The following is a 22,817-nucleotide window of genomic DNA, read 5'->3' as shown; positions in this document are numbered from 1 at the left end:
AGCCGTAAAACAAACCAATAAGACCGGCCAATAAAGCAGATCAACAACAGATCAACAAAACAGATCAACAAAACAGGCCAGTAAGACAGGCCGGTAAGACAGGCCAGTAAGACAGGCCAGTAAGACAGGCCGGCGAAGCCATGTCAGGTTTGTATGATTTTTCGTATAAAACACATAGGTTTTCATTGCAGCGATTACCATTTGTACGATTTATCATACAAAAATATCTCTTGTGGAAAATAATGCTTTGCTTTTGTACGATTTTTCATACAAAGCACCTCTATTAACGTTCATGCAATCACATTTTGAGTGAAATTTCGTACAAATCCACTTCAGGCATTAAAAACAAATCCACTTAACACATGTTAAAATACTAAAATATCAAAAAAGCTGGAGGGAAATGGATATAATAACCATTACCTCCAGCTTTTTTTATTCGGACTCGGCGTTCCCTTTATGCGAAGCTCCTCTGTTTTGCCGCGGCTCCGATGCCGATGCCGCCGCCTCGTGCGATCCGCTTCCGCCTGGAGCATGTCTAGACGTTTTTTTGCCTTTGTGCTCATGGCTGCGGGCATTTCCTTTGCGATGCTGATGCTCCTTGTCCCGTCTGCGGCCTTCTCCTTGTCCGCTGCGGGAATCACGAGCGCCTCTGCCTTCTTTCTCATGCCTGCCAGACCTATGCTGCTGCTCCTGCTGGTCTTGCTTTTCTGCAGTCGCCTCGGAACGCGGAGGCTGATAGCGATGGCGATTACGCTGCGGAAGGACGGCAGCTTCTCTTGAGGCTTCTCTTACGATCAAGCCCGATACCGATACATCCGCCTCGGCCGTTGCGGCCGATTCAGCGGCGGCCCTCAGCTCCATGCCGTCCAGCGCAATAAGGGGAGGCGCTTCATTCAAATCCAGATCGTCATCGCCGAATTCCTTGACGGCCCCCTGCTTTTTCTCCAGGATGAAATAAGCGCATCCGAAATTGCAATATTCATTAATGTAGTCGCTAATGCTCGAAAAGGAGCAATCGCGATTGGCCTTTTGATGATTATCACGGAAAAATCCTTTAAGCCGCAGCTGATTGTAGCCCCAGTCGCCAATGATAAAATCATAACGCTCCAGCACTTCGCTGTATCGGCTCCGGAAGGACTCCGGATTCCAGCCGTTTCTATTTTCGTGGACAAGCTCGTAGGATTTGCCCCCGATATGAATCAATGCCATAGTTTCACCTCGCTAAAAACTGCGTTACTTAATGCCTGCCGCAGCGGTTGAACAGGAGCCGGAGGGCTCAAGCACAAACTCATTGTCCATTCCCGAAGCAACATCGGCGGCCATGGCTGCATGTGCGGAATCCGTCTGTTCATGCGCATGATACGAGCTGCGTACAAGCGGCCCGGACTCTACATGGCGGAAACCTCTTTTTTTGCCTTCGATTTTAAGCTGTGCGAACTCGTCTGGATGCACGTAACGCTTGATCGGCATATGCTTTGGCGTTGGCTGCAAATATTGTCCCAGCGTCAATATATTACAGTCAACCGCGCGCAAATCGTCCATAGCCTCCAAAATTTCATCCCATTCCTCGCCCACGCCAAGCATAATGCTGGACTTGGTCGGAATTTTGGGTTTCATTTCCTTAGCCCGTTTCAACAGCTCAAGCGAGCGCTGATACTTCGCTTTCGCCCTTACGCGATCGGAAAGACGGGAAACCGTTTCGATATTGTGATTAAGAATGTCAGGATTCGCGTCCATGACAACCTGCAGGGCATCCCGATTGCCCATAAAGTCTGGAATTAGGACCTCGACCCGGCAAGCCGGCATCCGCTTCCGGATTGCGGCAATCGTTGCCGCAAAGATTGAGGCTCCGCCGTCAGCCAGATCATCGCGGGCTACGGATGTAACAACGCAATGCATCAGCCCCATGGATTCAGCCGCTTCGGCTACACGCTCCGGCTCCTGCAAATCCAGCTCCGTAGGCAGACCTGTCTTGACCGCGCAGAAACGGCAAGCCCGAGTACAGATATCGCCTAGAATCATAAAGGTCGCCGTGCGATTGGACCAGCATTCATAAATGTTGGGGCAACGGGCCTCTTCGCATACGGTATGCAGCGTCTTGGAACGCATCATGTCCTTGATTTCCGAATAGTGACCATCAGTGGTAAGCTTGATCCGAAGCCAGTCCGGCTTTTGCAGCTTTTCACGCTGATTCATTTATCATTACCTGCTTTCGCGTCCAATTATAAGAGGTTGTTTAAAAAACTCATCGCACCCATTATAACACGCTTTGCCCACAAAAAGTAATGACAAGTCCCGCTTGTCTGCAGCAAATAACGATAGCTAATTATTATCTGTTTTATCTCAAAATGAGATGTATCGGCTAGCCGGATTTCCCGAAATCCCCCATACAGGGATAAAAAAAGTCTCACTGCAAACCATATCTGTATCATTTGTATGGCGAAAGGGTGGGACTATTGAAACTGATCCTTCATGCAACGGCCGTCGCTGTAGCACTGCTGTCTGTCCCGGCATTGCCGGCAGCTCAGTCCGGACAGGGCGCATCTCCGTATAGGCTGCTGCTTACAATTACGCCGGAAGCTCGGACCTTTGCGCCAACGCACCAATACGCTCCGGCATCTGCGGCAGTCTTGCAGAAAGAGAGGGCTGCGAAGGCGGACGGGAAAACGATGGAAGCAGCCGCTTTGGGCAACGAGGCTTACGATGCGCGCAGAGAGCTGTATGACCGGGTAGAACTGGTTACCGGCGTTCCCTGGTACTGGTCTGCCGCGGTGGATCAATACGAGCGGACAATATCAAAGGCCAAGCCGAAAGCAAGGGCTGCCTTAGGCCAGTATTCTGCCGTATTTGTGGAGCATGAGCGCTGGGCCGGGGGATTAAATCCCGATCAGGAAGATATTTCCCCGCTGTCAATCCGGTTGTTCGGGGGAATCGGAAGAGATGGAGACGGAGATGGAGCGGCAGCTCGAAGCAGTGATTTTGATCTGCTCTATTCGCTAATCTCCTTTATGTCCTCGTACGGGCCGACAGAAAGCCGTTTTCCGGCCGGCGTATGGGAATATTACCGTAACAGCCGCGCCGTTCAGCGTATCGGGCAGTTTGCGGCCATTTACAGTCACTACGGCCACCTCGATTTATTCCAGCATGCCTTCCCGCTCCCGCAAGGCGTCTCCTATTCGTACAGGGATACATGGGGCGACCGGCGGGGATGGGGCGGTCGGCGTATTCATGAAGGCACCGATATTTTTGCCGGACATGGCACGCCGGTCCGCAGCACCTGCTACGGCATCGTTGAAAGCAAGGGCTGGAACAAATACGGAGGCTGGCGAGTCGGCATCCGGGATTTGAACAATCATTACCACTATTACGCCCATTTGTCCGGCTTTCAAAAATCGCTTGCCGCCGGCCAGATTGTGGAACCCGGTCAAGTTATCGGCTGGGTGGGCAGCTCCGGGTACGGCAAACCCGGCACCTCCGGCAAATTCCCGCCTCATCTGCACTACGGCATTTATAGCGACCGGGGCCTCGTAGAGTGGGCGTTCGACCCGTACCCTATGCTCAAGCGCTGGGAGCAGTCCGAACGCAAGCGTTAAGCAGCCCTATTCAGTCAGTCCCCGTATGCAAGCTGCCGGAGCCAGCAGGCTGCCCGCTTTCGCCGCCGCTCCCCTCCTTATTGCCCGAGGAGGAGAGACCGGTGCCTGGCGCAAGCGGAACGGAAATATTGGGAGCTTGAGGCGCGGAATCGCCAACCGCCTTGCCGCTGCTGTCGTAATAATACATGGGCACATCCCCAACGACCAGCAAATAGGAGATCGGTATTTCCGTCTGCACCACCTCCGGCTCGGTATCGAAAGGAATGATGATGGAAACCTCCGTCGTTACGGTAATATAAACCTCCACCAGCACCATATTAATGCCCGAATTCCGTTCCCGCGTCCCAAGCTCGACCTTTACCGCGCCCACAGGCTCGAATTTAACGGGTACGCGGGGGCCGAAGGAGGAAATAATAGCGCTGTTAAGAGCATGCCCGATTGGAATATGTTCCGGTATATCCTTTATTTCGTTAAGCGTCGATTGAACGGTCTTGATCGTCTCCGAGGTAATGTTCATATGCTCCCCATAGTTCAGCATAAATCCCGATATTTTGCCATTGTCGTTCATTTTCCAATCAATGAGCTTTTCCGTATCCGATTGGCGGGCAACCTGCTCCGTGATGGCTTTGTTAATGGCTTGCGTTGCAACCTGCTTTATTCTGACCTTGGCAATAACCATTAGCGGCGGCCGCAAGTTGCGCTCCATAAATACAAACGAAGGCACGGAAAACACCAGCATTGACACCAGAAAAAGCAGCAACATAGTCCGCTTGCGCAAAACGGGTCTTCCCGCTCCAGGCGGGCGGGATGCTGCTGCCGGTTTAGGACGTCTCGGTTTTGGCGTATGCGCCTTCGGTCTCATCCCCCATGAGGACGACGCAAAGGAGACGCCGGAGGGCTTTCCCCAAGGCTTCGGAGGTTTGCTTCCAGCGCCGCGCAAAAACAGCGTCCCGCCTTGCTTTCCCCCGTTGCCCCAGCGGACGCTGCTGCTTCTGCGATAACCAGTCCCGCCAGCAAAAAAAGAACGCCGTTTTTGACGCTTGCCGCGCCATGGCCTAAGGTCTAAAACGAGCCGTGGCAGCAGCCTTCTTTTTCCCCATTTTGCCATTGTTGCATTCCCCCGATCCTGTCCAGCCTTACCCATACCTATGCGGCTTGCGGACAAAAAAGAAGGCGAGAAGAGGTACACTGCGCAAGCTTCCCCTGCTGGCCAGCCGCCAGAAAAACCAATCAAGCCAACACTCGCAATATATCATCAATTTTTTTCCCGTTGGAAATAATTCCGTTGTTCAGCCAGGTTAGAAAATCAACCTCATAAACGCGATTGTTTCGTACAGCGGGCAGATCACGCCATTCTGGCTGCCCCAGCAGCTCCCTCTCCTTTCCTTCTGCCTGGCTGTGCCACTTATCGAAAGTAATAAACAGGTGATCTGCGTTTAACGTGCACAAATCCTCTACAGAGAGATTGAACATGCCCGGCCTGTACGCTTTTGAAGCTGCACCTGCTGCGGAGTGGGAGCGCAGGCCAACATCGCCATAAAGAACCGTCGATACAAAACCTTGCCCTTCGTCTGTATATTGAATTATGTGATCCGCCGATATACGCAAAAAAGCGACCGTTTCATCCTTCATAACCCGACTCAGCTTGTGACTTGCGCTCCGCGCTTTGAAATCATACCTTGCAATAGCCTCGTCGGCCAGCTCCGTACGACCGAAATAATGAGCGACGGTTTGCAGCAGTTTGCGCCAATTATGGGTCTGCTCACGCAGAATACATGTGCTGGATATGCGTCTGCACTGGGAATATTGCTGTTGCTTGTAACGATCCATAAGCAAGATCAATTCCGGCTTATAATCGGAAAGCGCCTCGAAGTTGCCGCTGCTCTCGTCGAACGTCGGAATGTGGTGCAGGCCCAAATAGTCTTGTTTTCCCCATTTTGCATGCCAATATTGGGCGATAGGCAGCATATCCAGCGCAACTATGAAATCCTCCAAATACGGCGCCACTAATCTCAATTGCCCCTTGCGGCTGCGGCGGTATTGTCCTGGCGATATGCCTACCGTCTGCTTGAAGCGACGATTAAAATAATATTCATTGTTGAAACCTGCATTCAGCGCAATATCAAGCAGCTTGTCATCGGCGCTGGCCAGCCACTTCTTGGCTTGATTAATTCGCACTTCATTCAAGTACTGAAGCGGAACTTGGCCTGTAGCTTCCTTGAACAATCGGGTATACTTCCAGCGGTCAATGCCTGCGAGCGAGGCCAGCTCCTCCACAGTCAGAAGCTCACGGTAATACTGATGAATATGTCGTATGCTAGCCTCTACCCCATACCGCTCGGTATCCGTTTCCTTCTCCTCGGCAGCAGGAGCATTTTGGCGAAAAAGAAAAAGCAGCAGCTCTTGAAACCTCACAAATCGTTGGAATAGCTCAAGCTGGTCGCTCGCCTCGCGGAGCCGGTACAGCTCGTCAAGCAGCTCCACCGCCTTTGCGAAGGGTGCACAGGCAAGATCTTGCTTGTCCGGCAGCAAGCCGGAAGCTGCGTCGCCGCTCGCTACAAAGCTCACTCGATAATAGCTGCACCCCATAACCTCCTGGTCAAGGGATAAGGATTTGCCAGGTCTCTGCAAATAACATTTCCCTTGTCCCATCCCGCTCTTCACTATTAGCAGTTCAAAATCTTCTGTATCGTTTCTATTACTGCCGTCCACATCACTCATACCTGTCTGCTCGCCCGCAGCGATTAAGCGAATCGATCGCAGCACATATGGGGCTAAAGGAGCAGTCCCGTCTTGTTTGTGCTGTTCAATATTCATCGTGACTATCAACCGCCTCTTAATTGATATTGATTCTCAATTAATATAGTGTAAATCAAAACGAGCCGCCTATCAACCTTCGTTGAAAGCGGCTCTCTCATCAATATTTATTATGGAAATCACTCTCTACATTAAACCTGATCATTTTTAGCTGCTGCTAAGAAGCCAGCAATCGAAGCAAATCATCCATCTTCAACCCGTTAGCCGTAATGGCTCCGGTCTGCCAATATGATCTCTCTACGGGATAGACATGGCCATTCTTAAATGCGGGGACGGACTGCCATAACGGACTTGCCTTCATATCCTCAAGCGTTTTCGCGATGCTCTCATCCTCCCAGGTCCCGTTGGACGGTAGCAAAATAATATGATCCGCGTCCAGCTCCGGAATGACCTCCTGCGACAAAACGATATTGCCCTCTGTCATAGCCTCGGCAAACCCCGGAGCCTTCAGCCCAAGATCCTCATACAAAAGCTGCCCAACAAACGTATTATGAATGCCGAAAATATTAACTGATTGGTCGACCACGTTTATCCGCAGAACAACAATCTTTTCATCGCCAATCGCCTCGTTCAGTTTCGCCTTTACATCAGCAATACGGGCTTCATAATCATTAAGAACCTGCTCCGCCTTGTCGCTGATCCCAAGCAATTCAGCAATTAGGGTCAACGTTTTGCGTGAATCCGCAAGCACGTCATCCGGCAAGCGGAACGTCGGAGCAACCTTGGAATAAAGCTCGTATTGCGCTGCATCCACCTCTCCCGCGCCGATGATCAAGTCCGGCTCGGACACCATCAAGGCTTCGATGCTGCCCGTCACGTCAAACAACGGCACCTCCAGCTTCAAATAATCCTGCTTACCCCACATAGGGTTATAATATTGCACAATAGGCGTTACCCCAAGCGCAACCAGATAATCTTCACGATAAAGAGCTGAAATTCGCTTCGGATTTGTTGGAATTTCGACCTCACCGAAAGCATCGCTAACGATGCGTGTTTCCGTCTGAGGTGAAGCTGCACTTGGCGTTGCTGCTGCTTGGTTTGACTGCTCGCTAGTTGCCGTCGCCACAGCTTCATCTCCTGTCGAGCCGCAGCCCGCCATCATAATCATTGCGGCCGTTATAAGACCTACCCAGCCTGCTTTCATTAATCCCGATCCTGCCATAATTAAGTTCACTCTCCTGCGTTTTATGCTTTCCAACAAAAAAACCACTCATTTAAAATGATAATCATTATCATTGTTATGAACTAAATTTTACTCTATATTGGATCGCAGAAGCAATACACATTCTCTACGACCGGATTTATACAAACTCACGAAATCGAGGGAACACAAAAGTGTTCCCTCGGAAAAAAGTTCTGTTATTCCAATTCCAAAATTGATTCACCGCAGACTTATTTTTTAATAATTGGTATCCAAATTTCACTACGGAATGTGGGGGAGGAAAAATCCTTGCTCTCATGCCATACCATTTCCGGGCCGCTTGCCAACTCGTAACTCGCGGATGGGAACCATTCTGAATAAATCCGTCCCCATATATTCTGCAACGTTTCCGGGAAGGGCCCTGCCGCTTCGAATACAGCCCAAGTTGCCTCCGAAACCTCCAGTTTCGTAAAACGCTCTGGACATTCCTTCCTTGTCGCTACTCCGATATAATGATCAATGGACCCCTTCTCCTCCATACGCCCCTCCGAGAAATTCACAGAGGCTTGAACCATTCCCCGCGGTTCCCTATCCGAAAGTGCCTTCAGCTCTACAATGTCCTCCGGTGTTAAGCTGCTCGCCATGGACTCAATTTCCGGGTTCACACCTTGAAACTGGATGGGTACCCTTCTCATGATACCTACGATACGAAAAGACTCCTTCTCAACGATACGATAATTCATCGCGCTTCCTCCCTGAATAGTTAATTGAAAAGTCATTCGAGGATAGGCTTTAATGGACCCCGTTTGAGATTTTACCGAAGAAGGCGGGAACCCGTGTAAGCTTTGAAAAGCTCTGGAAAAGGCATCTGCAGAGCCATAGCCGTACTTCACCGCCACATCCAGTATTCGCACATTACCGGTTAAAAGCTCAAATGCCGCGAGCGTTAGTCGTCTTCTGCGGATATATTCCGATAACGGGATGCCTGCAAGGAACGAGAACATTCTTGAAAAATGGTATTCGGAGCAGCATGCAAGTCTAGCCGCTTCCTTCAAATTCACGTCCTCAGCAAGATTCTCTTCGATATATTGCAAAGCTCGATTCAGATTTGCAAGCCCTCCCATAAGAATGACCTCCCTTCAGGTACAGATTAGCAAATTTAACAGCACGCCATCCGACATCTCATGCACCATTATGTCGGTAATAATTAAATCTCAAGACAGGTAAATGCGTATTCTCATGGTTTTGTAAGTGCTATTTATTTTCAACTTCAGCCCAACTGCCTCCGCGGAAGACTCTATAGTCCCCATATCGTTCAGCATCATACAAATCCCAGCACCACTACCAAACCTCCATTATTTTCTCCATTGTCCACATCCACCACTCTGCATCTCCAATGCGTTAGTTTCTCTTAGTAGCAATGCTGCGATACTTTTTTCTATTCTCCGCTTTACCATCAACGGTGATACGGTTCTCCATGTTGCATCATTGTAACACGCGCTTCAGCCCTCAGACGTTTGCAGAAAAAAGATATCATTTCTTTATGTACCGTCTCCGGCTGCTCGTGATTAAGCGCATGACCCGCCTTTTTGATCATGCAATACCGGAAGCCTTCGCTTTCAAGCAAATGGACAAAAGACGGACCCGCTACAGTATGATGATCGCCCAGCAGAAAATAGAGCTTTTCCTTCAAACCAGCCGCTTCCCCGACAACGTATTTCTGCAGCTTATGGGGAAACATGGCGCGTTGATTATGGCTTTTCATCAGCAATACCAGATGGTCGGCTAAAGCTGGATAACGCTCGAAAACATCGCTTTCCGGCGAGCTAAGCTTGGTTATGATGCGGCGCAAATTCCGGTCGGTTGGCAGCAAAAGCTCCGGGAACATCATTTTTACGGTACCCAGCATGGCTTTGAGAGGATGGAGAACCATGCCGCCTTCCAAACAAACCGCTTTACGAACAATGTCAGGCTTGGCAGTGGCATAACGATAAGCCATGTACGCTCCGTTAGACACACCCGCCACATAAAGACTGTCCAGTCCCAGCCCCTCCCGGACCTCCTCCATCCACAAAATACTGTGGAATTCCTCTCCGTTAAATCGTATTCCCGGCTCGCTTTTGCCCGGTCCGCCAAGCGTATCCACCGCAATGCAATAAAAATGCGCCGACAATTTCCCTATATTAAGAGCCCACATTAACGCGGAGTTGTCTCCAACGCCGTGAAACAGCATAAGCGGCGGATTGCCCGGGTCGCCAGCCAGAAGCACATGCGTCCTGCCGTACGAGGTTTCTACAAAACGAGATTCAGCATTGGCATTCCAAAGCTTCAGCAATTCATCATAAGAAGCCAATACCTTGGCGCGCTGCTTATTATTTTTGAATGGCGATAACTTTTTCAATTTACTCCTCCTTCTCGCGTTCATTTTCGTATCGTATCGGTTACGGCAGCTATAAAGTCTCCCTTTGCTCTAAGTCTGCCGCTTCAACAAGCGCAGCGCCATCTCCACGGATGGAAACAACCCGCCATCGCTCCCCATCGCCGAACGGGTTAGTCCCAGTCCCTGTATTAGCGAAAAATAAGCAATAGCCAGCGAAACAGGATTGCCTTCCACGATTTCTCCAAGCGTCTGGCCCTCCTGAAGGAGGGGCACCAGATTTGCGATGGGATCGCTCTTTTTTTGTTGGGCCAGCAATTTTGCCTCTTCAGGAACCCCGTCCGCTGCGGCGGAAAGCAGCAAATTAAATCTCCAATGCTGAAGCGCAACGCTGTCCGTAGACAAATAGGCTTCGGTCAGCCATGTGATCCGCTCTAGCGGAGAGCCCTGCAGCCGGGAGGCCCAGATTACCGATTGGGCCGCTCCGTCTAACGCAATTTCCGCTATTTTGACAAACAGCTCGTCCTTGGATTTGTAATAGCTGTATACATACCCTTGACTAAAGCCCGCAGACGAAGCGATATCCTTGATCTTAGCGCCCGAATAGCCTTTTTTTGAAAATACATCTACCGCATGAAGCATAATGTTGCGGCGATTCACATCCCCCGCTCCATTCTGGAAGGCCTCCATAAATTGCTGCATCAGCAGCTTGCTTTCCTCCGACATTTGTTTATCCGCCTCTCAGATTTCATTTATTTAATGCCGATATCAAATGAATGAACGTTCATTCAAAATTCTATCAAAAAAAGGGAGCTATAACAACCTGTATGAGGTAAAGCATCTGCCGGTCATTTATGACCGGCAGCAGGCCAGAATAACAGCATTCGTCCTTGCAACGGTCACTTACGGCCATTAGAAGCGGGTCTTCTACAGGAATTAGCTCCTAACAGCCGTGAATGTCCGCAAGCGCCACAATAGTGCTAAACACTATCAAAAGACAGAACAATCAGCCTACAAATTCAGATCGTTCAAAACCGCGCGTTTTTCGGCGGATTCAAAAATAGCTTCGATCAGGCGCAGCACGCGAAGCGCTTCTTCATTTTTGACAAGCTGCGGCGATGTGCCTTCAATGGCGGCGATAAAGTTTTCGTAAAAGCTTTGTTCCGGTACGGGCGGCTTCTCCAGAGGCAGCTTCAGCGTCGATTCCTCGGATGGCGGAGCCATCGTTTTGGTCAATCCTTGTCCTGCTTTAATCGGTTTAGGCTCAACCTTGGCTACATCCGGGTTGTTGCGGACGATTTCGCCGCTCAAATCCCAGTCGCGAAGAATAGCGGAGCCTTCTGTGCCCTTCACATACCATCGCGGCAGCTTGACATAGTTGGTTGTCCCTACCTCGATCAAAGCGGTCAGGCCGTCCTTGAACTTGATAAAGCTGGTGAAGCCGTCGTCTACCTCTGTACCGAGAATAAAGCTGAGCTCCGTCCATACGCTGTCGATTTTGCTGTCCGTAATAAGCAGCAGCTGATCCAGCAGATGAACGCCCCAGTCCAGCAGCATGCCTCCGCCGGGAGCTTTGACCTGACGCCAGTCGCCGGGAATGCCATTTGCTCCTTGAACGCGGGATTCCAGATGGAAGGTTTCTCCGATTTGCTTGGTATCAATTAAATGCTTGATCGTCAGGAAATCCTCGTCCCAACGGCGATTTTGATGAACAGTGAATACCCGGTTTGTTTCCTGTTGAACAGCCATAATGTCCTGCAATTCGCCGCTTGTAATCGTTACAGGCTTTTCGCAAATGACGTGTTTGCCGGCTCTCAGCGAGGAAATCGCAAGGTCCCGGTGCACATCGTTAGGCGTTGCGATCAGAACAATATCCACCGTGCTATCCGCCAGCAGCTCATCCAGGCTTTCATAGGCCTTGTAGCCCTTTTCTGCAGCCGCTTTCATCCGGTCTTTATTAATATCGAATACGCCTGTTACCTGGATGTTATCCACAGGTTCAATCAATTTTGTATGATAAGAGCCCATCCCGCCGTAACCAACAATCGCCATAGTATAAATTTTGTTTGCCATTTGAATTCTTCCTTTCTCCTGTGCAAATTGCTTAACGTTAACCTGTCTTTAATTTTACAGGGATTTGAATGTTTAGGATACGGTAAAATCACGTCATTTTTGCAGGATATTTATGCTTATTTGTCCTTTTATCTAACCTTGCCAGTATAGCCCTGCCATTCATTTGTATTAATTCCTCGCATTTACCGCCGGGCCGCCTCCTTTTATAATGGAGAAACAGCCTTAAATTCATACAAATTCATTTTTCACCCGTTGTGGCGGGCAAAGAGGCTGTTCAATGGATATTGCGTATTATTAATAATGGAGAGGCAGGAATGACTAATGACGATGCCTGAATTTACATTGGCGGATTCTTCGGAGCATGTCTCCCTTTTGACAGCAATGGCGAATGAAATCTGGCAGGAATATTACACTAGCTTGATCTCGGCGCAGCAAATTTCCTATATGCTGGACAAGTTCCAGTCTCAGGAGGCCATAACCTCCCAAATTCGGCGCGGGGAGCTGGTTTATTACTTGATGACCGAGCAGCAAGCTCCTCTTGGCTATTTTGCCTTTGCGGAAAAGGACGGCGCGTTATTTTTAAGCAAATTGTATGTCCTGAAAAGGCATCGGGGAAAAGGAGCCGCTAGCAAGGCTATAAGCTTTCTGGAGCAGATATGCAGCACGCGCGGTTTGAAAACAATCTGGCTGACCGTCAACCGCTACAATGCTGCTTCTATAGCCGTATACGAAAAAAAGGGGTTTGTTAAGATTCGCGAGCAGGTCGGAGATATCGGCAACGGCTATGTAATGGATGACTTCATTATGGAGAAGGCCATTATAGGAGATATTACCAATAGAACAATTGGACTATAAAATGTTAACAACCGGGCTATTATCAACGAACAACTATCGATTGGATTATTCCGGGACATGACGAGCCTTTTCAGGGACAGGCCATCACATCAGCTTCTTGGTCAAGAGTATTTCCAAGGGCTGGGTATCAAGAATCAGGCAGCCGGCATCAACATAACCCAGCCTCCTATAAAAATGCTGGGCGTCTTCATCCGCCTGAGTGGATGTCATAATCAGGTTAAAGCCGGATTTCTTCATTTGCTCTTCCCAAAAGAGAACCAGTTGCTTTCCCGCGCCCCTGCCTCTATAGGGCTCATCAACCCATAACATATTCATAAAAGGAATGTTGTCCCAAAATAGTCCATATCTCAACCAGCCTATTATAGCTTCGTCTTCGTTCTGCAAAACATAAATTTCTCTTTGATTAATTTTTAATTGAATAATATCTTCAGAAATATGATGATCACGAGTCCGGATTGTCTCATAGTCTGCGTCTGTTGCAAAACGTATCTTCAACTTTATTTCCCCCTTAGCCTCATGTAATTGCATCATTATTTTAGGTGATTCTACTCAGGAACGGTTAATAAATAACAATTATATTTATTTTATACGGATTGCCCAAATAAGCTCCAGCCATATTGCGGCCGGAGCTTAGGTCCGTTAATCTTTTAATTCATCGTCAAAGCAGCTCCCTTACCCGCCCCTCAGGCTATTCCAGCAATCTTCCGCCTCGTCCGCCATATGGCCGTAGCAGCTCTTCGCTGGTTGGCTTGGAGCCTGCCGGGAAAATCCGTTCTGCCAGCGCGTTAAACTCCATAATGTAATTTTGAACGGGATAACCCGCCTTGGCGTCGTTCATATAAGCGTTTAACCGCCCTACAAATTCGGGATGTGCGGAAATGTAGACATGCTCAACATCGGGGCGAAGCCTTTTGACAATAACCTCTACCTCGGCCCTTATTGTATCGCTCAGCTTTTCCTCGCCGGTTGACAGGCTTTTAAGCCCTTTAGACGGTAAGGCGTCGCCTTCTCCAAGCATGCTTACTCCGGTTCTGCTCCAGGATTTAGCGTTGCCTTTGGCCTCCGATTCGTTTAGCGACAAAGCAACGTATGCATTTTGGTTGGCAAGCAGCACGTAGGACGCCTTTACGGGCGCAAGCTCCTCCGTCAGCTTATTGGATACCTCCCCATTCATTTCGATTCTATAATTTTTGTGGGAACCGATTAGATTGTTGCTGTGCAGCCGGTTTCCGTTAACCCGGTTCATCTCGTTTCTTTGATCGTCGGCAAACCGTTTATCCCGCAGCAGGTTGCCATTAGCATCGTAACGCACACTATTGCCCCGAATATTTTTGTTACCGAGATCGCCCACCTTTTCCATTCCGCAGCCGCCAGCCAGCGCGGCAACGGCTCCACTCAATAGCAGAGCTGCGATGAAAGGCCGAAGCCTTATTTTGCTTGACATCAATGACTACCTCCTCTGTCTTTCCGCAACGTCTTTGCCATCAGCTTTCACAATTATGTTTTGCGGACAGCATCAACGGTATTCATCAATCACAAAAGCTCTATTGACAGCCGTCTATTGCACGTATATATTAGTATCAAGTATTAGTACTTGGTACTAATTTATGAGGAGAGTGATTATTCATGATGGCATCCAACAGCATGATTACCGCAATCGGATCCTATGTACCATCCACAATATTAAGCAATGCGGACCTTGAAACCATGGTAGAAACCTCCGACGAATGGATCAGACAACGGACAGGTATACTGGAGCGTCGCATTTCGGCAAGCGATGAAGGCGTTGCTGACCTTATATTTGGCGCTATCGACGATATGGTGAAGCGTTACGGTTCAGCGCTTGAGGATGTGGATTATATTCTTGTGGCCACCTCCACGCCGGAGACGATTTTCCCAAGCATGGCGTCGAGGGTACAGGCACGCTACGGCATAGCGGCATGCGGCTCCGCCGACCTGCAGGCGGCATGCGCCGGATTTGCGGTTGCTCTGCAAATGGGCAATGGTCTGCTGCTGTCGGGGTTATATCGGAAGATACTGATCGTTGGCGCAGATGCTTTGTCCAAAATTACGGATTACACCGACCGAACCACCTGTATTTTATTCGGCGATGGAGCCGGCGCGGTATTGCTTGAGGCTTCACCAGATGGCAATGGCCAATTGCTGGCGGCTTACAGCCATACCAATGGGCAAGGCGGCCATCATCTATATTTAAGCAACCTTTCCTCAACGCTGAATGGCCTGCCGCTGCAAACTAGCGGAAAGATTGTGCAAAATGGCCGGGAGGTTTACCGTTGGGCGGTTAGCCAGGTCACACAGGGCATCGAGGAATTGATCCAAAATAGCGGCATGACCCCGCGCGATATCAACTGGTTTGTGCCTCATAGCGCCAACCAGCGTATTATCGACGCCATGTGCGAGAGGACCGGGTTTGAGCCTGAGCAGGTTTTGTCCAGCATCACCTATTATGGCAATACATCAGCAGCATCCATTCCGCTCGCTCTTAGCGAGGCTGTGCGCAGCGGGACAGTCAAAAAGGAGGATCTCTTGCTGCTGTACGGCTTTGGAGGCGGATTGACGCAAGCCGGAGTCGTCCTGCGCTGGTCTATATAATGCCCCAAAAGAATAATGAAAAAAGAACCTTCAGAGCCACTTCGTACAACGTGGTTTTGAAGGTTCTTGCGGCATTTTAGTTTAACAGAGGAAGTGCCCCTCCTGGACTTTAAATGTACGTGAAGCGATTGGGAGAAAAGGGGCGCAGTTCATCGGAGCGGCTTCGTCCCTCCAGTTCGTCGATCGCCAGCTTGGCCGAAACGGGACTTAGCAATATGCCGTTCCGATAATGGCCCGCAGCCATAATAATGCCGCTCCTTCCAGCAACTCTGCCCAAAAGCGGAAAACCGTCCCGGGTTGCAGGCCGCAGGCCCGCCCATTGCCGTATCAAGGCCCGATTGTCCAAAAAGGGATAAAAGCTGCTGCTTGCAGACGTCAGACGGGCAATCCCCTTTTCCGTTACTCCGGTTGCAAATCCGGCCACATCCTCCGACGCTCCGCAGACGATTTCACCATTTTGCTTGCCCACCCAATAAGCCTGGCTGGAAAACACCATATGACGGAGCTCCTCGGCACTGCCTGGATAGGAGCAAATCTGTCCCCGAATGGGATGAACGGGAATGGTAATGCCAAGCCAGCTCTCCAGCTCTCCGGCCCATGCTCCCGAGCACAGCAGCAGGGAATCACATTGTATCTCTTTCTCCAGATTCATCATTTGTATTGCAGCGCCGCCGCCTTGCCGAAGCTCCAGCCTTGCCAGCCTTCCGGCATGCTGACCCAGCCTCACGCCAAGTCTGCGGCAAGCCTGGATTAGCCCGGCTACCAGCTTTGGCGCATAAACGTGGCTTTCCTCCGGATTGAATACCGCAGCTTCAATATGCCGGGATAGATTCGGCTCCAATTTGCGCAAGGCGCTTCCTTGCACCAGCTCCGCCCCCGCTCCCCATTGATTTTGCCAAGCCAGGCGGCCTTGGGCCGGCAGCAAATCCGCTTCATGCTGAATGAGCGACAGGCTTCCCGTGTGCATAAGCTCGGCTTTGATGCCGGACGCCTCTTCGACATCCCGCACCCACTGCGGAAAAAGCCGCAGGCTGTTCAGGCTGAGCTGAAAAAACGGATCGGGCTGCTCCGTATTTTCGGAAAAGGGAGCCAGCATGCCTGCCGCAGCTCCCGAAGCCTGGCCGCCAAGCTCGCCGCTTTCCAGCAGCGTTACCCTGTGTCCCCGGCGCGCTGCTTCAAAAGCGCAGGATAGCCCTATAATCCCCCCGCCTAGCACAACCGTTTCCTGCGGGAGCACGCTTACCACGCAATCCCCTCCGCGGGTGGGATTTTTGGAGGGATGCTTGCGCCAAACAAGGAGCCGCTTTCCGAGCTGCTGGCAGAGGCATATCTCTTCTTCGGTATCCTGCCGGCTAATTTTGCCAAACGCCCCGCTTCAATCGCGAGCCGGAATGCGCGAGCCATTGCAACGGGATCAGTAGCCTTGGCAATTGGCGTATTGGCCAAAACGGCAGCTGCCCCCAGCTCCATCGCTTCTGCGGCATCCTTGGGCGAGCCTATGCCGGCGTCCACGATTACGGGAACGTTGGCTTCCTCCACAATAAGCCCCAGGTTGTAGGGATTAAGCAAGCCAAGTCCCGTCCCGATTGGAGAACCGCCCGGCATAACGGCCGCCGCTCCCGCTTCCTCCAGCCGTTTGCACAGGATGGGATCGTCAGAGGTATAGCTGAGCACAACAAAGCCGTCCTTTGCCAGCCTTTCAGTTGCTTTCATCGTCTCGAACGGATCTGGCAGAAGAGTCCTTGGATTGCCGCTGATTTCAACCTTGATCCAGTTGCCCAGCCCCGCCGCACGGGCAAGCCTTGCGATACGCACGGCTTCATCTGCTGTTTTGGCCCCGGAGGTGTTGGGCAGATAAGTCAATTGGCGCTCCGTTACATGCTGAAGCACGGAATCATCCTCCACGCTGTCCATATTGACCCTGCGAACCGCAAACGTAATGACCTCCGCCCCAGACGCCTTCAGCGCCTCCTGAAGCACCCAGGGACTGGGAAAACGGCCCGTTCCCATCAAAAAACGGGAATGCAGGCGTTGTCCGCCGAGCAACAAGCAGTCCTGTCCCGCAGAGGCTTGAGCCGGCCCTGACGAAAAAGGAGAGGAGTTTCTTGTTTCCCCGGGCAGTTGTGGCTCTGACTGCTTGCTTAACCGCTCGCTTTCGTGTTTTGCCATCGTTAACCCCCTCCCACAAAATGAACCAGCTCAAGCTTTGCTCCCTCGGACAAAAGAGTTCTCGCCCATTGGCTTCGCGGCACCACGGTTCCGTCCAATTCAGCAACCAGTCTTTTTTCCCCTTGACCAAGCAGATGGATCAGCTCGTCCAGACGGGATGCACTCGTAGGATGCGCCAAACCATTAAGCGTAATGAGGCGCTTCTGCCATCCCCCGGCTGCCGCAATAGTTTTCCTTAATGCCAGGCACACGGCTGCCGGATCTTCGCTGCCGACGATGGCGGAAACCGCGCAAAGCCGTTTCGCTCCAGCAGCCAGCACCGTTTCCGCATTATCCGGCGTAATGCCGCCAATCGCCACAACCGGAATTGACACCGCCTCGGCAGCTTGCCGGATATACTCCGTCGTAACCGCCGCGCGGTCCGGCTTGGTCCGGGTTGGAAAAACCGGGCCTGCGCCGATATAATCCGCTCCTGCCGCCTGCGCCGCCAGCGCTTGCTCTACGCATTGCGTTGAGATGCCAATTATTTTTCCGCTGCCCAATCGCTGCCTTGCTTCTGCAATCGGCATATCCTCCTGTCCCAGATGAACGCCGTCGGCTTCAGCCTCCAAAGCGATATCGGGATGGTCGTTTACGATAAACGGAACGCCATATTTGCTGGTCAATTCCCTCAGCGCCTTCGCTTGCTCCAGCACTTCCCTTTTGGACCCCGTCTTGTTGCGAAGCTGCAGCATATCGGCGCCGCCAATCAGCGTTTGCTCCATTACCTGTATCAGCTCCCTGCCGGGATGGCAATCGGCGGCTGTAATAACATAAAGACGAAAATTTCGCCAATTTTTAATCTCGGACATCTCGCGCCCTCCTCTCCATACGTTTCAACAACGTTGCTTAGTGTTTTCTGTTATGTTCGGCTTGGCTGATGGTAGAGCCTCTTGCAAAGCGCCAGCGCCCGGTCGGCATCCGTTGTTCCCTGCACCAGAACCCTTCCATCCGGAAAATAAACCAGACTTTCGCCGTTCTCCCACTCCGCCTTAAGCAAATAACGGTTTCGAGTCAATTTCGCGGCAGGATTCGCTTTTAGCGCGGCTTCCGCCTGATCCGTAGAAAGAGGCGCCTCAAGCGTTACCTGCACAGAGTTTCTGCCGCATAATACAATAGGCGGCGTATAATAACGGGTCATGGAGGCGCTCTGTTCCTTCCGCTCATCACAGCGCCGCCGAAGTCGCCCTGGGGCGCAATGCAGACAGCCTGGCGAAGGGTTTGGCAAAGCCGCCTCCGTCACGCCAAAACTCCACAAATCCGCAGATAGCCACGATTTTCTCACTTCTGCTCCATTACCTGAAAGCCATTTAAGCGCTTCGACCGCTTGAAGCGACGCAACAAATTCCACGACGGGAGACAATACGCCGGCCGTATCGCAGCCCTCCGTCTCCCCTGCCGCATCCTCGTTGCCGATCAGACAGCGAAGACATGCCGTTGTATCGGGAAGGAGCAGTGCGCTCATTCCCCTGGAGCCAACCACGCCTCCGTAAACAAACGGAATGCCCAATTGGAAGCAAACATCGCTTAGCAGCAGTCTTGTGCCCGTGTTATCCGTTCCGTCCAGCACAAGATCGGCATCCTCTGTCAGCCTCCAGACATTATCAATTCCTACATGCATCACATGGGCCTCGATATGAATTTCGCTGTTGATCCGCCTTAATTTCTCAGCAGCGGCAGCCGCTTTTGGCAAGGCTGCCCGCGCGTCGGACTCATCGAACAACACCTGACGCTGCAAATTGCTGGGCTCCACATAATCGCGGTCCGCAATAATGACCCTTCCCACGCCCGCCCGGACCATATGCTGGGCAAGGCTTGCCCCCAACGCCCCGCAGCCAACGATCAGCACCGTGGCAGAAGCCAGACGTTTTTGCCCTCTTTCCCCGATAGGCGCAAAAGCAATCTGGCGGGAATACCGCTCCGATATTGGCTTGTCTTCGGAATGTCCTCTGGTCGCGGAAGCATCCATGTGCGAGCGGGGGGTTGCGTTAAGCATAGATGGAGCTGCCGGCGGCTTTGAAGTCCTCCGCTTTTTGCTTCATCCCGGCTTCAATCGCTTCCTGTGTCTCCAGACCGTTTTGCTCTGCGTATTCGCGAATGTCCTGCGTAATGCGCATGCTGCAAAATTTGGGGCCGCACATCGAGCAGAAATGGGCCGATTTGGCCGCTTCCGCCGGCAGCGTTTCATCGTGGTAAGCCATCGCCCGCTCCGGATCAAGCGACAGATGGAACTGATCGCGCCAGCGGAATTCAAAACGCGCCTTGGACAACGCGTCGTCGCGAATTTTAGCCCGAGGATGGCCTTTTGCAAGATCCGCTGCATGCGCCGCAATTTTGTACGTGATTACGCCTTCCTTGACGTCCTCTTTGTTCGGCAGCCCCAAATGCTCCTTGGGCGTCACATAACATAGCATGGCTGTGCCAAACCAGCCGATCATCGCCGCCCCGATCGCGGAGGTAATATGGTCATAGCCAGGCGCAATGTCTGTAGTCAGCGGCCCCAGGGTGTAAAAAGGCGCTTCTTCGCAAACAGCCAGCTGACGGTCCATGTTTTCCTTGATCAGATGCATCGGAACATGTCCGGGCCCTTCGATCATCACCTGCACATCATGACGCCAGGCGATTTTGGTCAGCTCCCCCAGAGCATCCAGCTCCGCAAATTGGGCTTCGTCGTTGGCATCTGCGATGGACCCCGGCCTTAGACCGTCTCCTAACGAAAAGGTAACGTCGTATTGCTTCATGATGAGACATATTTCCTCGAAATGCGTGTACAGGAAATTTTCCTTGTGGTGGGCCAGACACCAGGCCGCCATAATGGAGCCGCCTCTGGATACGATTCCCGTCACCCTTTTGGCTGTAAGCGGAATATGGCGAAGCAGCACCCCCGCATGGATCGTAAAATAATCGACGCCTTGCTCCGCCTGCTCAATGAGCGTATCCCGGAAAACCTCCCAGCTTAAATCCTCGGCTTTGCCGTTTACTTTTTCCAGCGCCTGATAAATCGGCACCGTGCCAACCGGAACAGGAGAGTTGCGAACAATCCATTCCCGGGTCGTATGAATGTTTTTTCCCGTTGACAGATCCATAATGGTATCCGCCCCCCAGCGCGTAGCCCAGGTCATTTTTTCGACTTCCTCTTCGATGGAGGAAGCAACGGCGGAGTTGCCGATATTGGCATTGATTTTGACATGGAAGTTCCGGCCGATAATCATCGGCTCGCATTCCGGGTGGTTAATATTCGCAGGAATAACGGCACGCCCCGCCGCGACCTCGGAGCGGACAAACTCGGGGCTCATCCCCTCGCGTATGGCGATGTACTCCATTTCGGCCGTAATGATTCCGCGGCGCGCGTAATGAAGCTGCGATACATTTCCGCCGCTCCGGGCTTTAAGCGGCTTTCGGCCCTGGGAAGGAAACAGCTCTGCCCCTTTTTCCCTGGCGCGCTCCTCCGAAGCAAAGCCATTATCCTCCGGCTTCACATCCCGCCCGGCGTAGGCTTCCGCGTCCCCGCGCTGCTGTATCCACGATAACCGCAGCGGGGGCAGGCCCGCCCTTACATCAGCAACATAATCAGGATCGGTATACGGCCCGCTGGAGTCGTAAACGCGCACAGGCTCATTTGGCATTTCCTCTCCGTTCCGTCCTTGAGTCGGCGTCAAGGCAATTTCCCTCATCGGCACCGATATCGTCGGATCAGACCCTTTTACATACACCTTCATGCTTCCCGGCAATGGATTGGATAAAATAGACATAACAAAAAACCTCCGCAATGGAATATTGGAATTCCACCTGGAGGTCTATGCAACATATGAGAAAGTAGGGCTGGAAGCTTCATTGGCGCAAACCGTACAGCAAAGTCTATGCCGGGATACCCATCTCTCCCGCACAAACCATGCAGCCTTCGCCTATGGCGTAACAGCCTTATGGACGAACAGCGCCCGCGGCGTGTCCGATTGTCCCACTTTCCTACGCTGGCATGACCCAGATCAGGTTCAAAGGGACCAAAGCTTAACGCTTTATCTCAGCCTTGCGGCGCCCCTAGTGGATTTCCTTGTTAGACTATACCTTTATTTCCAAAGGTCTGTCAACCCTTGCTCAAAGCTTGATTTTGTGCTGGAACAATCCCGCTTGCTTGGCGGCAATATATATAATGACGACAACCGGCCCAATAAACACCCCGATAACGCCAACCAGCTTAAAGCCAACGTATAGGCTGATTAATGCCGGCAAAGCGCCTATGCCGATGGAATCGCCCAACACCTTAGGCTCAATAATTCTACGGAATACGGTAATGACAAGGAACAGCACAATTAAGCCGATTCCCGTAAACATATCTCCCGTAAGAATCAAATAAGACGCCCAGGGCACCAGTACGGAGCCGGTTCCCAATATAGGCAAAATGTCCACGATAATGATCAACAGCGCAATCGCCATCGGGAATTTGATATCCAGAATAAGCAGGCCAATGAGCGACAGCACGTAGGTCAAACCGCTCAAAATGATCTGCGAGCGCAGGAAGCCAAATATCGATTTGCGCAAATTGCCCAGCACCTGATCCACCTGAGAGCGGGAGGATTCGTCAAATAGGGACAAAACGGAGTTTTTCATTGTATTCAGGCTGAAGCTGAACATATATACCGCAACCAGGAACACGATAAAAAAGATAAACATTCCCGGAAGCGTGGACGCAAAGCCAACCAGGGTTGAGGAAAGCTTGCCAACCATGGAGGTAATGCTTTTGGTGAGGTCCAGCAGGTAACCCTCCAGCGTTTGCACGGCATCGGGCGGCAAGGTTTGATAAAGTCCTCTTGCATCAATAAGCAGCTGGTTCACAAAGGTATTGGCTTCGCCAAAGTAGTTGGGCACCCTCTCCAGAAACGCAATCAGCTCGGCTATAATTTTGATGCCAAGCAGCACGATCATCCCAAGCAGGGCCACTGTAAACAAGGTACTGGAAAGCGTTGCGGCAACCAGGCGGTTAAACCGGAAGCGGCGCATAAAAAAACCGTTGAGCGGCTCCAGAAAGATCGCCACAATTAGCGCAAGCAAAAACGGAGCGCCAACCGTAAACATCAAATAAATTAGCAACAACCCTACCGCAGTGAGCATAATTGCCCGTACCGACATCCATCCCGCCTCC

20 protein-coding genes, 1 pseudogene and 1 riboswitch are annotated in these 22,817 nt (G+C 51.4%); of the genes and pseudogenes, 3 read left to right on the top strand and 18 right to left on the bottom strand.

Going from position 1 to position 22,817, the window contains the following annotated elements; all coding sequences use genetic code 11:
* Window positions 1–432 precede the first annotated feature (432 nt).
* The gene (locus A7K91_RS25985; RefSeq protein WP_245697371.1) at window positions 433–1,209 is read right to left on the bottom strand and encodes a YutD family protein; all 777 of its coding nucleotides are present in this window, start codon (window positions 1,207–1,209) and stop codon (window positions 433–435) included.
* A 24-nt stretch (window positions 1,210–1,233) separates the two neighbouring features.
* The gene (gene lipA / locus A7K91_RS09370; RefSeq protein WP_082967332.1) at window positions 1,234–2,196 is read right to left on the bottom strand and encodes a lipoyl synthase; all 963 of its coding nucleotides are present in this window, start codon (window positions 2,194–2,196) and stop codon (window positions 1,234–1,236) included.
* A 260-nt stretch (window positions 2,197–2,456) separates the two neighbouring features.
* Here lipA and A7K91_RS09365 point away from each other — a divergent pair, with 260 nt between their 5' ends.
* Window positions 2,457–3,593 (top strand): M23 family metallopeptidase, encoded by a 1,137-nt coding sequence (locus A7K91_RS09365; protein WP_245697369.1) that lies wholly within the window; start codon window positions 2,457–2,459, stop codon window positions 3,591–3,593.
* 10 nt (window positions 3,594–3,603) lie between these two features.
* On the opposite strand, the gene yunB is transcribed toward A7K91_RS09365, so the two are convergent.
* The 8 genes and pseudogenes from yunB to A7K91_RS09330 form a co-directional block, all read right to left on the bottom strand.
* Window positions 3,604–4,701 carry a sporulation protein YunB gene (gene yunB, locus A7K91_RS09360; RefSeq protein ID WP_068681969.1) on the bottom strand — a complete coding sequence of 366 codons (1,098 nt, stop codon included), beginning with the start codon at window positions 4,699–4,701 and terminating at the stop codon, window positions 3,604–3,606.
* 122 nt (window positions 4,702–4,823) lie between these two features.
* Window positions 4,824–6,410 carry a helix-turn-helix domain-containing protein gene (locus A7K91_RS09355; RefSeq protein WP_068681967.1) on the bottom strand — a complete coding sequence of 529 codons (1,587 nt, stop codon included), beginning with the start codon at window positions 6,408–6,410 and terminating at the stop codon, window positions 4,824–4,826.
* A 157-nt stretch (window positions 6,411–6,567) separates the two neighbouring features.
* Window positions 6,568–7,572: an ABC transporter substrate-binding protein gene (locus A7K91_RS09350; protein ID WP_068681965.1), complete on the bottom strand. Its 1,005-nt coding sequence runs from the start codon at window positions 7,570–7,572 to the stop codon at window positions 6,568–6,570.
* Window positions 7,573–7,802: 230 nt separating this feature from the next.
* Window positions 7,803–8,675, bottom strand: coding sequence for an AraC family transcriptional regulator (locus tag A7K91_RS09345; protein ID WP_068681963.1), 873 nt, complete (start codon window positions 8,673–8,675; stop codon window positions 7,803–7,805).
* 145 nt (window positions 8,676–8,820) lie between these two features.
* A pseudogene (locus A7K91_RS27000) lies at window positions 8,821–8,892 on the bottom strand (formylglycine-generating enzyme family protein); the annotation flags it as partial.
* Between the two features lie 115 nt (window positions 8,893–9,007).
* A complete protein-coding gene (locus tag A7K91_RS09340; protein WP_245697367.1) occupies window positions 9,008–9,952 on the bottom strand; it encodes an alpha/beta fold hydrolase in 945 nt (314 codons plus the stop codon).
* Window positions 9,953–10,021: 69 nt separating this feature from the next.
* Window positions 10,022–10,654, bottom strand: coding sequence for a TetR/AcrR family transcriptional regulator (locus A7K91_RS09335; RefSeq protein WP_068681959.1), 633 nt, complete (start codon window positions 10,652–10,654; stop codon window positions 10,022–10,024).
* 285 nt (window positions 10,655–10,939) lie between these two features.
* Window positions 10,940–12,001, bottom strand: coding sequence for a Gfo/Idh/MocA family protein (locus tag A7K91_RS09330; RefSeq protein ID WP_169833389.1), 1,062 nt, complete (start codon window positions 11,999–12,001; stop codon window positions 10,940–10,942).
* A gap of 321 nt (window positions 12,002–12,322) precedes the next feature.
* On the opposite strand from A7K91_RS09330, the gene A7K91_RS09325 reads away from it, so the two are divergent.
* Complete coding sequence (locus A7K91_RS09325) at window positions 12,323–12,856, top strand: GNAT family N-acetyltransferase (RefSeq protein ID WP_068681955.1); 534 nt, start codon at window positions 12,323–12,325, stop codon at window positions 12,854–12,856.
* A gap of 84 nt (window positions 12,857–12,940) precedes the next feature.
* Here the strand turns inward: A7K91_RS09325 and A7K91_RS09320 are convergent, their stop codons facing one another.
* Both A7K91_RS09320 and A7K91_RS09315 read right to left on the bottom strand, forming a co-directional pair.
* Window positions 12,941–13,351: a GNAT family N-acetyltransferase gene (locus tag A7K91_RS09320; RefSeq protein WP_068681953.1), complete on the bottom strand. Its 411-nt coding sequence runs from the start codon at window positions 13,349–13,351 to the stop codon at window positions 12,941–12,943.
* A 193-nt stretch (window positions 13,352–13,544) separates the two neighbouring features.
* Window positions 13,545–14,300: a YhcN/YlaJ family sporulation lipoprotein gene (locus A7K91_RS09315; protein WP_068681951.1), complete on the bottom strand. Its 756-nt coding sequence runs from the start codon at window positions 14,298–14,300 to the stop codon at window positions 13,545–13,547.
* 182 nt (window positions 14,301–14,482) lie between these two features.
* On the opposite strand from A7K91_RS09315, the gene A7K91_RS09310 reads away from it, so the two are divergent.
* Entirely contained in the window at window positions 14,483–15,469 is a 987-nt protein-coding gene (locus A7K91_RS09310) for a ketoacyl-ACP synthase III (RefSeq protein WP_068681949.1), read from the top strand.
* Window positions 15,470–15,578: 109 nt separating this feature from the next.
* Here the strand turns inward: A7K91_RS09310 and thiO are convergent, their stop codons facing one another.
* From thiO to ytvI, 6 genes are all read right to left on the bottom strand, one after another.
* The gene (thiO, locus tag A7K91_RS09305) at window positions 15,579–16,715 is read right to left on the bottom strand and encodes a glycine oxidase ThiO (protein WP_245697365.1); all 1,137 of its coding nucleotides are present in this window, start codon (window positions 16,713–16,715) and stop codon (window positions 15,579–15,581) included.
* Complete coding sequence (locus A7K91_RS09300) at window positions 16,709–17,638, bottom strand: thiazole synthase (protein ID WP_082967331.1); 930 nt, start codon at window positions 17,636–17,638, stop codon at window positions 16,709–16,711. Before A7K91_RS09300 ends, thiO begins: the two co-directional genes overlap by 7 nt.
* Window positions 17,639–17,640: 2 nt before the next feature.
* Entirely contained in the window at window positions 17,641–18,489 is an 849-nt protein-coding gene (gene thiE / locus A7K91_RS09295) for a thiamine phosphate synthase (RefSeq protein WP_068681947.1), read from the bottom strand.
* 50 nt (window positions 18,490–18,539) lie between these two features.
* A complete protein-coding gene (locus A7K91_RS09290) occupies window positions 18,540–19,673 on the bottom strand; it encodes a ThiF family adenylyltransferase (RefSeq protein ID WP_245697363.1) in 1,134 nt (377 codons plus the stop codon).
* The gene (thiC, locus tag A7K91_RS09285; RefSeq protein ID WP_068681945.1) at window positions 19,666–21,429 is read right to left on the bottom strand and encodes a phosphomethylpyrimidine synthase ThiC; all 1,764 of its coding nucleotides are present in this window, start codon (window positions 21,427–21,429) and stop codon (window positions 19,666–19,668) included. The genes A7K91_RS09290 and thiC overlap by 8 nt, the downstream gene beginning before the upstream one ends.
* Window positions 21,430–21,623: 194 nt before the next feature.
* Window positions 21,624–21,727, bottom strand: a riboswitch (TPP riboswitch).
* 45 nt (window positions 21,728–21,772) lie between these two features.
* On the bottom strand, window positions 21,773–22,804 hold the full coding sequence (gene ytvI / locus A7K91_RS09280) for a sporulation integral membrane protein YtvI (protein ID WP_068681943.1): 1,032 nt from the start codon (window positions 22,802–22,804) through the stop codon (window positions 21,773–21,775).
* Window positions 22,805–22,817: the final 13 nt, after the last annotated feature.

This window comes from Paenibacillus oryzae (genome assembly GCF_001675045.1).
In the GTDB taxonomy this organism is placed as follows: Bacteria; Bacillota; Bacilli; order Paenibacillales; family Paenibacillaceae; genus Pristimantibacillus; species Pristimantibacillus oryzae.
Note: the sequence above shows the minus strand (reverse complement) of the source record. Positions and strands in the feature narration are given on the sequence as shown.

Bases quoted from the DNA above. Each gene is read 5' to 3' on its own strand.
- A7K91_RS25985 (WP_245697371.1), bottom strand. From the start codon at position 1,209: ATGGCATTGATTCATATCGGGGGCAAATCCTACGAGCTTGTCCACGAA.
- lipA (WP_082967332.1), bottom strand. From the start codon at position 2,196: ATGAATCAGCGTGAAAAGCTGCAAAAGCCGGACTGGCTTCGGATCAAG.
- yunB (WP_068681969.1), bottom strand. From the start codon at position 4,701: ATGGCAAAATGGGGAAAAAGAAGGCTGCTGCCACGGCTCGTTTTAGAC.
- A7K91_RS09355 (WP_068681967.1), bottom strand. From the start codon at position 6,410: ATGAATATTGAACAGCACAAACAAGACGGGACTGCTCCTTTAGCCCCA.
- A7K91_RS09350 (WP_068681965.1), bottom strand. From the start codon at position 7,572: ATGGCAGGATCGGGATTAATGAAAGCAGGCTGGGTAGGTCTTATAACG.
- A7K91_RS09345 (WP_068681963.1), bottom strand. From the start codon at position 8,675: ATGGGAGGGCTTGCAAATCTGAATCGAGCTTTGCAATATATCGAAGAG.
- A7K91_RS09335 (WP_068681959.1), bottom strand. From the start codon at position 10,654: ATGTCGGAGGAAAGCAAGCTGCTGATGCAGCAATTTATGGAGGCCTTC.
- A7K91_RS09330 (WP_169833389.1), bottom strand. From the start codon at position 12,001: ATGGCAAACAAAATTTATACTATGGCGATTGTTGGTTACGGCGGGATG.
- A7K91_RS09325 (WP_068681955.1), top strand. From the start codon at position 12,323: ATGACGATGCCTGAATTTACATTGGCGGATTCTTCGGAGCATGTCTCC.
- A7K91_RS09315 (WP_068681951.1), bottom strand. From the start codon at position 14,300: ATGTCAAGCAAAATAAGGCTTCGGCCTTTCATCGCAGCTCTGCTATTG.
- A7K91_RS09310 (WP_068681949.1), top strand. From the start codon at position 14,483: ATGATGGCATCCAACAGCATGATTACCGCAATCGGATCCTATGTACCA.
- A7K91_RS09300 (WP_082967331.1), bottom strand. From the start codon at position 17,638: ATGGCAAAACACGAAAGCGAGCGGTTAAGCAAGCAGTCAGAGCCACAA.
- thiE (WP_068681947.1), bottom strand. From the start codon at position 18,489: ATGTCCGAGATTAAAAATTGGCGAAATTTTCGTCTTTATGTTATTACA.
- A7K91_RS09290 (WP_245697363.1), bottom strand. From the start codon at position 19,673: ATGCTTAACGCAACCCCCCGCTCGCACATGGATGCTTCCGCGACCAGA.
- thiC (WP_068681945.1), bottom strand. From the start codon at position 21,429: ATGTCTATTTTATCCAATCCATTGCCGGGAAGCATGAAGGTGTATGTA.
- ytvI (WP_068681943.1), bottom strand. From the start codon at position 22,804: ATGTCGGTACGGGCAATTATGCTCACTGCGGTAGGGTTGTTGCTAATT.